At 72.2% G+C, this 12,584-nt stretch carries 13 protein-coding genes; 11 read left to right on the forward strand and 2 right to left on the reverse strand.

Annotated elements, in window-relative coordinates; all coding sequences use genetic code 11:
* Nucleotides 1-12: 12 nt before the first annotated feature.
* The 3 genes from ACFWGD_RS05725 to ACFWGD_RS05735 are packed head-to-tail and all read left to right on the forward strand — an operon-like array spanning nucleotide 13 to nucleotide 3,077.
* Nucleotides 13-783: an SDR family oxidoreductase gene (locus ACFWGD_RS05725; RefSeq protein WP_377777634.1), complete on the forward strand. Its 771-nt coding sequence runs from the start codon at nucleotides 13-15 to the stop codon at nucleotides 781-783.
* Between the two features lie 12 nt (nucleotides 784-795).
* Entirely contained in the window at nucleotides 796-2,031 is a 1,236-nt protein-coding gene (locus ACFWGD_RS05730; protein ID WP_377777635.1) for an acyl-CoA dehydrogenase family protein, read from the forward strand.
* Nucleotides 2,028-3,077, forward strand: a complete 1,050-nt coding sequence (locus ACFWGD_RS05735) for a phosphotransferase family protein (RefSeq protein ID WP_377777637.1) — start codon at nucleotides 2,028-2,030, stop codon at nucleotides 3,075-3,077. The genes ACFWGD_RS05730 and ACFWGD_RS05735 overlap by 4 nt, the downstream gene beginning before the upstream one ends.
* A 3-nt stretch (nucleotides 3,078-3,080) precedes the next feature.
* On the opposite strand, the gene ACFWGD_RS05740 is transcribed toward ACFWGD_RS05735, so the two are convergent.
* Entirely contained in the window at nucleotides 3,081-5,066 is a 1,986-nt protein-coding gene (locus tag ACFWGD_RS05740; RefSeq protein WP_377777757.1) for an ATP-dependent DNA helicase, read from the reverse strand.
* Nucleotides 5,067-5,070: 4 nt separating this feature from the next.
* Nucleotides 5,071-6,393, reverse strand: coding sequence for a nicotinate phosphoribosyltransferase (locus tag ACFWGD_RS05745; protein ID WP_377777638.1), 1,323 nt, complete (start codon nucleotides 6,391-6,393; stop codon nucleotides 5,071-5,073).
* Nucleotides 6,394-6,468: 75 nt separating this feature from the next.
* On the opposite strand from ACFWGD_RS05745, the gene clpS reads away from it, so the two are divergent.
* The 8 genes from clpS (at nucleotide 6,469) to ACFWGD_RS05785 (ending at nucleotide 12,574) form a co-directional block, all read left to right on the forward strand.
* The gene (gene clpS / locus ACFWGD_RS05750; protein WP_377777639.1) at nucleotides 6,469-6,762 is read left to right on the forward strand and encodes an ATP-dependent Clp protease adapter ClpS; all 294 of its coding nucleotides are present in this window, start codon (nucleotides 6,469-6,471) and stop codon (nucleotides 6,760-6,762) included.
* Between the two features lie 26 nt (nucleotides 6,763-6,788).
* On the forward strand, nucleotides 6,789-7,340 hold the full coding sequence (locus ACFWGD_RS05755; protein ID WP_377777640.1) for a DUF2017 domain-containing protein: 552 nt from the start codon (nucleotides 6,789-6,791) through the stop codon (nucleotides 7,338-7,340).
* Entirely contained in the window at nucleotides 7,337-8,488 is a 1,152-nt protein-coding gene (locus ACFWGD_RS05760) for a P1 family peptidase (protein WP_377777641.1), read from the forward strand. The genes ACFWGD_RS05755 and ACFWGD_RS05760 overlap by 4 nt, the downstream gene beginning before the upstream one ends.
* Before the next feature lie 2 nt (nucleotides 8,489-8,490).
* Entirely contained in the window at nucleotides 8,491-9,171 is a 681-nt protein-coding gene (locus ACFWGD_RS05765; protein WP_377777758.1) for a rhomboid family intramembrane serine protease, read from the forward strand.
* On the forward strand, nucleotides 9,168-10,010 hold the full coding sequence (murI, locus tag ACFWGD_RS05770) for a glutamate racemase (protein ID WP_377777642.1): 843 nt from the start codon (nucleotides 9,168-9,170) through the stop codon (nucleotides 10,008-10,010). The genes ACFWGD_RS05765 and murI overlap by 4 nt, the downstream gene beginning before the upstream one ends.
* Before the next feature lie 93 nt (nucleotides 10,011-10,103).
* Nucleotides 10,104-10,874, forward strand: a complete 771-nt coding sequence (locus ACFWGD_RS05775) for an MBL fold metallo-hydrolase (RefSeq protein WP_377777644.1) — start codon at nucleotides 10,104-10,106, stop codon at nucleotides 10,872-10,874.
* A gap of 18 nt (nucleotides 10,875-10,892) precedes the next feature.
* The gene (gene rph, locus ACFWGD_RS05780) at nucleotides 10,893-11,663 is read left to right on the forward strand and encodes a ribonuclease PH (RefSeq protein WP_377777645.1); all 771 of its coding nucleotides are present in this window, start codon (nucleotides 10,893-10,895) and stop codon (nucleotides 11,661-11,663) included.
* 206 nt (nucleotides 11,664-11,869) lie between these two features.
* Complete coding sequence (locus ACFWGD_RS05785) at nucleotides 11,870-12,574, forward strand: non-canonical purine NTP pyrophosphatase (RefSeq protein ID WP_377777647.1); 705 nt, start codon at nucleotides 11,870-11,872, stop codon at nucleotides 12,572-12,574.
* The last annotated feature ends 10 nt before the right edge of the window (nucleotides 12,575-12,584 follow it).

The following is a 12,584-nucleotide window of genomic DNA, read 5'->3' on the forward strand; positions in this document are numbered from 1 at the left end:
AAGGACACGGCAATGCTCACCCACGATTTCGCGGGGAAGGTCGCGCTGGTCACCGGCGGGACGAGGGGAATCGGCAACGCCACCGCGCGGATGCTGGCCGAAGGCGGAGCGAAGGTGGCCATCACCTCGCGCAAGGCCGATGCGGCCGAGGCCGCCGCAGCCGAGCTGGCCGACGTCACCGGCGGCACCGTCATCGGGCTCGGCGCCCACGCGGGAGAACCGGAGGCCGCCGACGAGGCCTGCGCACGCGTTCGCTCGGAGTTCGGCGGGCTGGACATCCTGGTCAACAACGCCGGCACCAACCCGGCCTACGGTCCGGTCGTGGACCAGGAGCGCTCGGCGCTGGAGAAGACCTTCGCCATCAACGCCCTGGCGCCCATGAACTGGGTGCGCGCCGCCGTCGCCCACGGGCTGGGGGAGCGGCCCGGCGCGGCCGTGGTCAACGTGACGTCCATCGGCGCGTGGACCGTGGAGGACGGGCTCGGCGCGTACAACGCGTCGAAGGCGGCGCTGCTGCACGTGACCAGGCAGCTCTCGCGCGAACTCGCGCCGGCGGTGCGGGTCAATTCCGTGTCGCCGGGCGTGGTGCGCACCAAGCTCGCCGAGGCCCTGTGGCGCGAGCACGAGAAGGCAGTCAACGCGATGACCCCGCTGGGCCGCATCGGCGAGCCCGACGACGTCGCCGACGTCATCTGCTTCCTCGCCGGCGACGGCGCCAGGTGGATGACGGGGACGGACGTGGTGGTCGACGGCGGCCAGCTCGTCGGCACCCCGGTGATGTAGGGCGGGGCGCACATGGATTTCCGCGACACCGACCGCGCCCGTCACTACCGGGAGCGCCTCGAGGCCTTCATGGACGAGTGCGTCTACCCGGCCGAGGCGACCATCGCCGAGCAGGTCCGCGCCGCCGGCGACCCGCACCACCACCCGGCGGCGATGGAGGAGCTCAAGGCCGAGGCGAAGGCCCGCGGCCTGTGGAACCTCTTCCACCCGCACCCCGGCCGCGGCCCCGGGCTGACCAACGCCGAATACGCGCCGCTGGCCGAGATCATGGGCCGCAGCCCCCACATCGCGCCCGAGGCCTGCAATTGCAATGCCCCGGACACCGGCAACATGGAGGTCCTGGAGCTCTACGGCACCGAGGAGCACCGTCAGCGCTGGCTCGAGCCGCTGCTGGCCGGCGAGATCCGGTCGGCGTTCTGCATGACCGAGCCGGGCGTGGCCTCCTCCGATGCGACCAACGTGGCCATGCGCATGGACCGCGTCGACGGGGGTTTTCGCCTCAACGGCCGCAAGTGGTTCACCTCCAACGGCATGCACCCGAACCTGCGGGTGCTCATCGTCATGGGCAAGACCTCGCCGGATGCCGAGACCCACCGCCAGCAGTCGATGCTCGTCGTCCCGGCGGACGCGCCGGGCGTGACGGTGGTCCGGGACCTGCCGGTGTTCGGGTTCCACGACCGCGAGGGGCACGCGGAGGTGCTTTTCGACGACGTGTTCGTCCCCGACTCCGACGTCCTGCGCGGTGAAGGAGAGGGCTTCCGCATCGCCCAGGACCGGTTGGGGCCGGGCCGGATCCATCACTGCATGCGCGCGATCGGGATGGCCGAGCGGGCGCTGGAGCTGATGTGCCGGCGGGCCATGGAGCGCACGACGTTCGGGGTGCGCCTGGCCGACCGCGACAACGTCCGCGACCGCATCGCCCGGGCGCGCATCGACATCGAGATGGCGCGGTTGCTGACCCTCAAGGCCGCGTGGCTCATGGACGAGGCCGGCAACAAGGCCGCGCGCCAGGAGATCGCCGCGATCAAGGTCGCCGTTCCGGCCACCGCGTTGCGCATCGTCGACGAGGCGATCCAGGTCTTCGGCGGCGAAGGCGTCACCGACGACGTGCCGCTGGCGCACTTCTGGGCCGGCCTGCGGGCGCTGCGGCTGGCCGACGGCCCCGACGAAGTCCACCTGATGACCATCGCGCGCGGCGAATTGCGCCGATACCGTGGAGGGCAGGAACAGAGAGGCGAGAAGCGATGAACACGCGAACCGGACACGACGGCGACGTCACCCCCTTCGACGAGGCGCGGCTGGCGCAGTGGCTCGAATCCCTGCCCGGCGCCACCCGCGGGCCCGTGCGGCTGGAGCGGTTGGGCGCCGGCCAGTCGAACCTGACCTATCTGGCACGGGATGCGGAGGGGCACGTGGTCGTCGTCAGGCGGCCCCCGATGGGCGCGCTGCAGTCGTCGGCCCATGACGTCGCCCGGGAGGGGCGGATCATGGCGGCGCTGGCCGGCACCGGGGTGCCGGTGCCCGCGATCCTCGGCGTGCGGTCGGAGCCCGACGTCGCGGAGGTGCCCGTGGTGGCCATGGAGCTTGTCGACGGACTGGCCGTGACCTCTCCGGCGATCGCCGAGGAGATGCCGGTGGCGGCGCGCCGGGCGGTCGGGGAGGGGCTCGTCGATGCGATGGCCGCCATCCACGCCGTCGACCTTTCCGACGTGGGGCTCGGCGGGCTGTCCTCGCACGAGCCGTACGCCCCGCGGCAGCTGCGCCGCTGGTCGGGGCAGTGGGACAAGACGAAGACCCGCGAGTCGGCGGCGCTCGACGACCTGACCCAGCGGCTGTGGGACGGCGTGCCGGAGCAGGACGCGACGGTGCTGGTCCACGGTGACCTGCACCTGGGCAACGTCATGTGCGATCTGGGCACCGGCGAGGTCAAGGCCGTCGTGGACTGGGAGCTGGCGACCCTGGGCGATCCGCTCGCGGACGTGGGCACGCTGCTGGCGTATTGGCCCGAGCGCGACGGGCTGGTGCTGCCCGGGTTCGCCGCCGCGTTGGAAGACGGGTTTCCCACCGGGCCCGAACTCGCCGACCGCTACCTCGCGGCGACCGGCCGCGACCGCGCCGCGCTGGAGTATTGGCGTGTGCTGGGCCTGTGGAAGGTGGCCATCATCGCCGAGGGCGTGGTCCGCCGCGTCCGCGACATGCCCGCCAACGCCGCTCCCGCTGGCGCCCCGACCGCCGAGATGGTCGACGGCCTCATCGCCTACGCCGCCGGCGCCGCCGACCGCGCGGGGTTGTAGCGCCTAGCTTCCGAATCTCTGCGCCACCAAGCGTTCCAGTGCCTTGCGGGCCACGGCGCCGTCGGTCGTGCGCCAGAACGGCGGCATGGAGGCGGCGATCCACGAGCCGTAGCGCTGGGTGGCCAGCCGCGGATCGAGCACGGCGACGACGCCCCGGTCGTCGACCGAACGCAGCAGGCGGCCCGCGCCCTGCGCCATGAGCAGCGCGGCATGGGTGGCGGAGACCTCCATGAACCCCGAGCGCCCGGCCTGGTTCGCCGCATCCGACCGCGCCGACAGCAGCGGGTCATCGGGGCGGGGGAACGGGATGCGGTCGATGACCACCAGCGACAGCGCCGGCCCCGGCACGTCCACGCCCTGCCACAGGGTCAGGGTGCCGAACAGGCAGGAGTTCTCCGAGTTGGCGAACTGCTCCACCAGATTGCCGATCGCATCATCGCCCTGGCACAGCACGTCGAAGGGCACGCGCTTTCGCATCTCCTCGGCCGCCGCCTCCGCGCCCCGGCGCGACGAAAACAATCCCAGCGTGCGACCGCCGGCGGCGGTGATGAGCTTCGCCAACTCGTCCATGATCGCCGGATCCGTGCCATCGCGGCCGGGCTTGGGCAGATGGCGGGCGACGTAGAGGATGCCGGACTTCGCGGGATCGAACGGGGTGCCCACGTCCATGCCGTCCCACTGGCCCTTCGGCAGGCCCCACGTGGCGGCCATGGCGTCGAAACGCCCGCCCAGCGCCAGCGTCGCCGACGTCAGCACCACGGTGTTTTCACTGAACAGGCGGTCGCGCAGCAGATCCGACACCGTCAGCGGCGCCACGCACAGTGCGCGGCGGTCGGTCATCCACACCACGTCGCCGTCGTCGAGCGCGAGCATCCGCACTGCGGCGTCGTGCATGTTCTCCAGCGCGGCGCGGACGGTCTGGCGCTCGGTGGCGTCGCCCTCCTGGCCCGTGGCCAGCGCCGTCTGCGTCTTCCACAGCGCATCGCGCAGGGCGGTCAGCGGCACGCCGGCTTCCGGGGGGATGTCGTCCCAGCGGCCGACGCCGCCGTCGCCAAGCGACACGAGGGCCTCCTGCAGCATGCCCGCCGCATCCTCCAGATCCCCCGCCTGCTCGGCGGCGCCGACCTTCTTCGCGCGCTTGGCCGTCAGGGTGATGCCGGTGGCGGTGAGCTCCTCGGTGGCCACGGAGGTGATGCGGCCGTCGAGCTCGTGGGCCTCGTCGACGATGACGTACTCGTGCTCCGGCAGGATCAGCCCGTCCGACATGGCGTCGATGGCCAGCAGCGCATGGTTGGTCACCACGACGTCGACGTCGGCGGCGCGGGCCTTGGCGGCCTCGGCGAAACAGGACTCGCCCATCGGGCACTTGGCCGCGCCGACGCACTCGCGGGAGGTCACCGACACCTGGCGCCACGCCATGTCGGACACGCCGCGGTCGAGGCTGTCGCGGTCGCCGTCCTCGGTCTCGTTGGCCCATTCGCGCAGCGTGAGCACCTGCGCGGCCGTGCGCGACAGGGCGGAGGGATCGATGAGCGCGCCGGTGTCGCCGATGTCGGCGCCGGGGCCCTCGTCCAGCGGCACCTCGGCAACCTTGTTCTGGCAGAGGTAATTGTTGCGGCCCTTGAGGATGGCGAACGTCGGCCGCCGGTCCAGGTGCGGCTCCAGCGCGTCGGCCAGGCGCGGCAGATCGCGCTCGACGAGCTGGCGCTGCAGCGCGATCGTCGCCGTGGACACGATCACCGCGCGGCCGTCGGCCATCGCCCGCACGATCGCGGGCACCAGGTACGCCAGCGACTTGCCCGTGCCGGTGCCCGCCTGGACGGCCAGGTGGCGGCCGTTTTCCATCGCTTCGTGGGCGGCGCGTGCCATCTTCACCTGCCCGGCGCGCTCCTTGCCGCCGAGCGCGGCGACGGCGTGGCCGAGCAGCTCCTCGACGCGGTCGGCGCCCTCCCGCTCCGCCTCACCGCCGTCGGCCACCGCCTCAGACACCGGCTCAGACACCGGCGAAGCGCACGTGGAGGACGGGCTCGTCGCGCGACAGCGCCAGGCCCTCCCACGGCAGGGAGATCAGGGCGCGGGCCAGGTGGTCGCGGCTGTCCTCGAGGGTGGGCAGGCCGTCGGCGAGTTCGCCGCCGCGGACCATGGGGATGGTCAGGTCGATGGCGTCGAGCGTGCCGGTGTCGGGGGCGTCGGAGCCCAGCGGGTAGGCGATTTCCTCCACGGCCGTGCCGGAACGCCGGCACGCGCGGATGGCCGCCTTGGCCCCGCCGTGGCTCTTCTTGTCGCGGGACCGCTTTGCGACGGGCACGCCGTCGACCTCGACCAGCTTGTACACGAGCCCCGCCGTGGGAGCCCCCGAGCCGGTGACCACCGACGTGCCCACGCCGTAGACGTCGACGGGTTCGGCGCGCAGCGCGGCGATGGCGAATTCGTCGAGGTCGGAGGAGACGACGATGCGGGTGTTGTGGGCGCCCAGGCCGTCGAGCTGCTGGCGGACCTGGCGGGCCAGCACGCCCAGGTCGCCGGAGTCGATGCGCACGGCGCCGAGCTCGGGGCCGGCGACCTCGATGGCGGTGGCCACGCCGGCGGTGATGTCGTAGGTGTCCACCAGCAGCGTGGTGTCCAGGCCGAGGGTGTCCACCTGGGCGCGGAAGGCGCCGGCCTCGTCCGGGGTGCCGTCGGCGTTGGTGTGCAGCAGCGTCCACGAGTGGGCGGCGGTGCCCGACGCCGGGATGGCGTAGCGGGCGGCGGCCTCCAGGTTCGACGTCGCCGTGAACCCGGCCAGGTAGGAGGCGCGGGCGGCGGTGACGGCGGCGTGCTCGTGGGTGCGGCGCGAGCCCATCTCGATGATCGGGCGGCCGCCGGCGGCGGTGACCATGCGCGCCGCGGCCGAGGCGATGGCGGAGTCGGCGTTGAGGATGGACAGGATCACCGTCTCCAGGATCACGCACTCGGCGAAGGTGCCGCGCACGGTGAGGATCGGGGAGGCGGGGAAGTACAGCTCGCCCTCGCGGTAGCCGTCGATGTCGCCGGTGAAGCGGAATTCGCGCAGGTAGCCCAGCGTCGCGTCGTCGAGGAAGTCGAGCGTGGCCAGCTGGTCCTCCGTGAACCGGAAGCGGCGGATCGCGTCGAGGACGCGCGCGGTGCCGGCGACCACGCCGTAGCGGCGCTCGTTGGGCAGGCGGCGCCCGAAGACCTCGAACGCGCATTGCCTGTCCGCCGTGCCGTCGCGAAGCGACGCCTGGAGCATGGTCAGCTCGTACTTGTCCGTCAGCAGGGCGGTCGACTCGGTGAGGGGGGTCGTCGGATTCGTCACGGGGACGAGTCTAGTCCGGCGCGCGGGCGGGGTGGCCCGGTGCACGGGATCGCGCTCGTCGTTATCCTTGGGCCCATGACCATGCCAGCCGCCACCCCGATGGGCGTCATCGACGCCGAGACCGTGACCGAGTCGAATCGGCCATGGCAGTGCATCGTGTGGGATGACCCGGTCAATTCCATGAGCTACGTGACCTACGTGTTCCAGATGCTTTTCGGCATGGACCGCAAGAAGGCCCACGAGCTGATGCTCACGGTGCACAACGAGGGCAAGGCCATCGTGTCGTCGGGCGAGCGGGACAAGGTGGAGTCGGACGTGAAGAAGCTGCACAAGGCGGGCCTGTGGGCCACCATGCAGCAAGCGGATTGAGATCAGCCGATCAGAGGAGAGAGCCCATGCGCCCCTGGAAGAGGAAGCGGGGGATGCTGCGAGGCGGGACCCGGTACGTCACGGTCCTGGAGCCGGCGGAGCGGACGCTGCTGGGGGAGTTGTCCGCCACCGTCGCCGATGCCCTGATCGGGCGGGCGCGGTCGGCGCCGAAGGATGAGCTGGCGGAGCTGACGGGCATGCCGTCGGGGCATGCGGAGGCGCCGGAGGATCCGCGGCTGGCGCGCCTGCTGCCGGATTTCGCCGCCGAGGGCGATGAGTCGGTCGAGGGCGAGAATCAGCTGATGCGCCAGTTGCACGAGTCGGACATCGTCAAGGGCAAGTTGACGGATCTGCGCGCGATCATCGAGGCCCTGGAGCCGGCGGACAACGGCCAGGTGTCGTTGACGGAGGAGCAGGCCAACCAGTGGATCGGGGCGATCAACAGCCTGCGCCTGTACCTGCATGCGGCGCTGGAGGGCCACGATGGGCCGATCGCGAAGGCGGAGGAGACCGACGCGATGTACCAGTGGCTCAGCTACAACCAGGAGTCGCTGGTCCAGGAGCTGATGCGGGAATGACCGCGGGTGCGGTCCACGTCGCGTCGGCGTCGTTCGGGGGCCGCTTGACGACGGGCCCGGCCGCCTCCCCGTCCCACCTGCCCGGAGTGTCGGTCGGCCATGCCTCGGCCGCCGACACCGGCGTGACCGTGGTGGTCTGCCCCGAGGGGGCGGTGGCGGCGGTGGACGTGCGCGGCGGCGGGCCGGGGACGCGGGAGACCGATCTGCTCGATCCGCGCAATACGGTGCGGGAGGCCCACGCCATCGTGTTGGCGGGCGGGTCCGCCTTCGGGTTGGCCGCCGCCGACGGCGTGATGCGCGGCCTGGCCGAGCGCGGCCACGGGTTCGGGGTGACCGAGGAGTTCCCCGACGTCCGCGTGCCCATCGTGCCCGCCGCCGTGATCTTCGATCTGCTGCTGGGCTCCCGCGAGGTGCCGGATTCCGAGTTGGGGCGCGCTGCCCTGGACGCGGCGCTGGACGGTGGCGGGGAACACGCTGAAGGAGCGACTTCCGGCTGCGTCGGCGCAGGCACCGGCGCGATGGCCGGGGCACTCAAGGGAGGCGTCGGCCAGGCGGCGGTGACGTTGGCCGATGGCTCGACCGTCGCCGCCATCGTCGTGGCCAACCCGATGGGCGCCGTCGCCGGTCCCGACGGGCGCCTGTGGTCGGATCCCGGCCGCGGCGCCATCCCCGAGGAGGCGCTGGCCGCCCTCGGCGAGAAGTTCCTGGGGCTGACCAAGGTGCCTGTGCCGAAGGCCGGCAGCGAAGAAGATTCCGGGAGCACCCTCAACACCACGATCGGATGCATCGTCACCGATGCGGCGCTGACGCAGGATCAGGCCCAGCGGCTGGCGATGTCCGGCCACGACGGCATGGCCCGCGCCATCCGCCCCTCCCACCTGCCCATGGACGGCGACACCCTCTTCTGCCTGGCGACGGGAACGTTCCGCGGCGCCGGCGCGTTGGAGGGGGAGAAGGATGCCGCCGCTCCGGTGGATCCCGCGGCGCTGGCCCTGCTGGCCGCTGCCGCCGCGGATGCCGTCGAGCACGCCATCGTCGACGCCGTGGCGTCGGCGCGGACGCGGGCCGGGGTGCCCGCGTTCGCCGAATTGGCGGGCGCCGCGAACCCAGAAGACACAGAAGACACCGAGAGGACCCGACCACAGTGACCATGCAGCCCGGAGCACGGGGACGACGGCCCGACCCCGACGCGTGGGGCCCGGGCTACGGCGCGCCCGTGCCCGCCCGCCGCCGCACCACGGCGCTGGCGCCGAGGACCGCCGACGGCGGCATCGGTTCCGCGCTCGGCGCCGGCATCGGGTTCACGGTGCTGACGTGGGTGGCGTTCTTCGTCAACCAGATCTTCTTTTTCGGGCCAGACAATTTGAACCAGCGGTTCGGGCTGCGGCCGCTGGACCCCCAGGGCCTGTGGGGCATCCTCTTCGCCCCGTTCCTCCACGCCGACATGCAGCACCTCATGGCCAACACCGTGCCCGCGGCGCTGTTCGCGGCGCTGATCGCCTTCACGTCGAAGAAGCTGTGGCTGCAGGTCACCGCCGTGGTGATGGTCGTTTCGGGCGCGGCCACGTGGTTCATCGGCGGCATTGGCACCGCCCACGTCGGCGCCTCCGGCCTGGTCTACGGCTGGCTGGCGTTCCTCATCGTCCGCGGGTTCTACAACCGCGCGCCGGGCCAGATCCTGCTGGGCATGATCCTCGGCTTCGGCTACTCCGGCCTGATCTGGGGCGTGTTCCCCACGGAGATCGGCGTGAGCTGGCAGATGCACCTGTTCGGGGCCATCGGCGGCATCCTCGCCGCCTCCATGCTCAAGCGCGGGAGGGCGGGGCGATGAGCGTCGCAAAGCACGTGGACGACCACCCGGACATTGGCCGCACGGCCCCGATCGGGGTCTTCGACTCCGGCGTCGGCGGGCTGACCGTGGCGCGCGCGATCGTCGACCAGCTGCCGCACGAATCGATGATCTACGTCGGCGACACCGCCAACGGCCCGTACGGCCCGCTGCGCATCGCCGACGTGCGCCGGCATGCCGAGGCCATCGCGGATGACCTGGTCGAGCGCGGCTGCAAGATGATCGTCATCGCCTGCAACACCGCGTCGGCCGCCTTCCTGCGCGATGCCCGCGAGCGGTACCCGATCCCCGTGGTCGAGGTGATCCTGCCGGCCGTGCGCCGCGCGGTGTCGGCGACGCGCAACGGCAAAGTCGGGGTCATCGGCACCGCCGCGACGATCCGCTCGCGCGCGTACCAGGACCTTTTCGACGCCGTGCCCGGCGTCGACGTCTCCGCAACGGATTGCCCGCGGTTCGTCGATTTCGTCGAGCGCGGCATCACCTCCGGCCGGCAGATCCTGGGGCTGGCCGAGGGCTACCTCGCCCCGCTGCAGGCCGACGGCGTGGACACCCTGGTGCTCGGCTGCACCCACTACCCGCTGCTGTCCGGCGTCGTGCAGCTGGCCATGGGCGACGACGTCACGCTGGTGTCCTCGGCCGAGGAGACCGCCAAGGACGTGCTGCGCACGCTGACCTCGCTGGACCTGCTCGCCGACCCGGAGACCGACCCCGCGCCGACGCGGGTGTTCGAGTCGACGGGCGACCCGGAGATGTTCCAGAAGCTCGCCGCCCGATTCCTCGGCCCCGCGATCTCCGACGTCACCGTCCACGGCGGGCGCTGAGGCCCCGGGCAGACGGCGGGGCGGGGGACCGAATCCGGCCCGCGGCGGAGCGTCGACATGCCCCATGCCCGGCCGCCGTGGCATTGTGGGGATATGAAAGTGACGGTACTGGGATGCACGGGGAGCATGTGCGGCCCCGACGCGGCCGCCTCCGGGTTCCTCGTCGAGTCGGGCGACGGGGCCGATGACCGGGCGTTCGTCATCGACTTCGGCCCGGGCGTATTGGGGCAGCTGCAGAAGTACCGCGACCCCGCCGAAGTGGACATCGTGCTGTCGCACCTGCACGCCGACCACTGCCTGGACATCCCCGGGCTGCTGGTGTGGCGCAGGTTCCACCCGACCAAGCCGTCGGCCCACCGCAACCTGCTGTGGGGCCCGGCCGACTCCGCCGACCGGCTGGGGCACGCCTCCGCCGAAACCGGCGACGGGTTCGACGACATCGGCGACACCTTCGACGTCCGCGCCATCGGCGAGGGCGCGCCCTTCGAACTCGCGGGCCTGACCGTCGAGCCGATCCCCATGGTCCACCGCATCGAGGCCTACGGCTTCCGCGTCACCGGCCCGAACGGAACCATCGCCTACACCGGCGACACGGGCTGGACCGACACCGTCGTCGACCTGGCGCGCGACGCCGACGTGTTCATCTGCGAGGCCACGTGGTGCGGCGACGGCGAGGGCAAGCCCGCCGACATGCACATGTCCGGCGCCGAAGCCGGCCGCGCGGCGGCGCTGGGCGGGGCGAAGAAGCTCGTGCTCACCCACATCCCTCCCTACGGCGACCCGGAGGGCGCGCTGGCCGCCGCCCGCGCCGAATTCGACGGGCCCGTGGAACTGGCGCGCCCCGGGATGGTGCTCGAACCGTAGGCCGGTACCGTTGGGGCCATGACTTCTGATTTCACCCGCGCCGACGGCCGCGCCGGCGACGAGATGCGCAAGGTTTCCATCACCCGCGGTTTCACCGACAACCCGGCGGGCTCGGTGCTGGTGTGCTTCGGCAACACCCGCGTGATGTGCACGGCCTCCGTCGAGCAGTCCGTGCCCCGCTTCAAGCGCGATTCCGGCGAGGGCTGGCTGACCGCCGAGTACTCGATGCTGCCGGCCGCCACCCACGACCGCATGCCGCGCGAGTCGATGCGCGGCAAGGTCAAGGGCCGCACCCACGAGATTTCCCGCCTGGTCGGCCGCGCCCTGCGCGCGGCGGTGGACCTGGGGCAGCTGGGCGAGAACACCATCAACATCGACTGCGACGTGCTGCAGGCAGACGGCGGCACCCGCACCGCCGCGATCACCGGCGCCTACGTCGCCCTGGCCGATGCGCTGACCTACCTCCACGCCGCCGGCGCCGTGCCGGGCGCGCCGCTGAAGGCGCCGGTCGCCGCGGTGTCGGTGGGCGTCATCGACGGCCGCGTCTGCCTGGACCTGCCGTACGAGGAGGACTCCCGCGCCGACGTCGACCTCAACGTGGTCATGACCGCCGAGGGCAAGTACGTGGAGATCCAGGGCACCGGCGAGGCCGCCACCTTCGGCCGCGACGAGCTCGACGCGATGCTCGACGTCGCCGGCAAGGGCCTGCGCGAGCTCATCGCCCTGCAGCAGGAGGTCCTGCGCGCGCCGTACCCGGGGGAGCTTCCCGACGGCCGCGTGCGCGCCTGAACGCCGCCCCACCCCGGATTCCGGCCCCGGCATGTTTCCGGCATGTTTCACGGGCCTCACGTTTTGACGGCGATGTGCGCCGCACGGCGAAACGTACGTGACGTGAAGCCCGCATGGTGGAAAACTGGTGGGTGGACGACGCACCTACCGTCGCGTCGGCGGCGCCACCCGCCGCCGGGAATCCGACCACGGGAAGGGGAACGGCGATGAAACTTCTGGTCGCCACCCGCAACAAGAAGAAGCTGGGCGAACTGTCCCGGCTGCTCGAGGGAGCCGGCGTCGAAGGCGTCGAGCTGCTGTCCATCGACGACGTCGACGAGTACCCCGAACGGCCGGAGGACGGCCGCACCTTCGAGGCCAATGCGCTGATCAAGGCCCACGACGGTGCCGACGCCACCGGGCTTCCCTGCCTGGCCGACGATTCCGGCCTGTCGGTCGACGAGCTCAACGGCATGCCCGGCGTGCTCTCCGCCCGCTGGTCCGGCGGCCACGGCGATGACGCGGCAAACAACACGCTCCTGCTCGGCCAGCTGCGCGACATCCCCGAGAAGCGCCGCGGCGCGTCCTTCGTCTCCTCCGTGGTGCTGGTCGTGCCCGGCGCCGGCGAGATCGGCGACGGCGTCGCCCCCGACTCCGGCGACGGCGACCTGGTCCTGTCCTTCCACGGCGAATGGCGCGGCCGGGTGCTCACCGAGCCGCGCGGCGACGGCGGCTTCGGCTACGACCCGCTGTTCGTCCCCCGCGAGGAGGACTCCCGCGTCAAGGCCGGCCGCGACGGCGACACCGCCGGGGCCGAGCCCCGCACCGCCGCCGAGCTGCCGCCGGAGGAAAAGGACGCCATCAGCCACCGCGGCCGCGCGCTGCGCCAGCTCGTCCCGGAGCTCGCCCGCCTCGCCGGCTCGCAGGGCTGACCGCACCACC

The sequence above is a fragment of the Corynebacterium sp. NPDC060344 genome, from assembly GCF_042725215.1.
Taxonomy (GTDB): Bacteria; Actinomycetota; Actinomycetes; order Mycobacteriales; family Mycobacteriaceae; genus Corynebacterium.

Excerpts from the sequence above, each read along its gene's own strand:
- ACFWGD_RS05775 (WP_377777644.1), top strand. The coding sequence starts at position 10,104 with ATGAAAGTGACGGTACTGGGATGCACGGGGAGCATGTGCGGCCCCGAC.
- ACFWGD_RS05765 (WP_377777758.1), top strand. The coding sequence starts at position 8,491 with ATGCAGCCCGGAGCACGGGGACGACGGCCCGACCCCGACGCGTGGGGC.
- murI (WP_377777642.1), top strand. The coding sequence starts at position 9,168 with ATGAGCGTCGCAAAGCACGTGGACGACCACCCGGACATTGGCCGCACG.
- ACFWGD_RS05735 (WP_377777637.1), top strand. The coding sequence starts at position 2,028 with ATGAACACGCGAACCGGACACGACGGCGACGTCACCCCCTTCGACGAG.
- ACFWGD_RS05725 (WP_377777634.1), top strand. The coding sequence starts at position 13 with ATGCTCACCCACGATTTCGCGGGGAAGGTCGCGCTGGTCACCGGCGGG.
- clpS (WP_377777639.1), top strand. The coding sequence starts at position 6,469 with ATGACCATGCCAGCCGCCACCCCGATGGGCGTCATCGACGCCGAGACC.
- rph (WP_377777645.1), top strand. The coding sequence starts at position 10,893 with ATGACTTCTGATTTCACCCGCGCCGACGGCCGCGCCGGCGACGAGATG.
- ACFWGD_RS05785 (WP_377777647.1), top strand. The coding sequence starts at position 11,870 with ATGAAACTTCTGGTCGCCACCCGCAACAAGAAGAAGCTGGGCGAACTG.
- ACFWGD_RS05760 (WP_377777641.1), top strand. The coding sequence starts at position 7,337 with ATGACCGCGGGTGCGGTCCACGTCGCGTCGGCGTCGTTCGGGGGCCGC.
- ACFWGD_RS05730 (WP_377777635.1), top strand. The coding sequence starts at position 796 with ATGGATTTCCGCGACACCGACCGCGCCCGTCACTACCGGGAGCGCCTC.
- ACFWGD_RS05755 (WP_377777640.1), top strand. The coding sequence starts at position 6,789 with ATGCGCCCCTGGAAGAGGAAGCGGGGGATGCTGCGAGGCGGGACCCGG.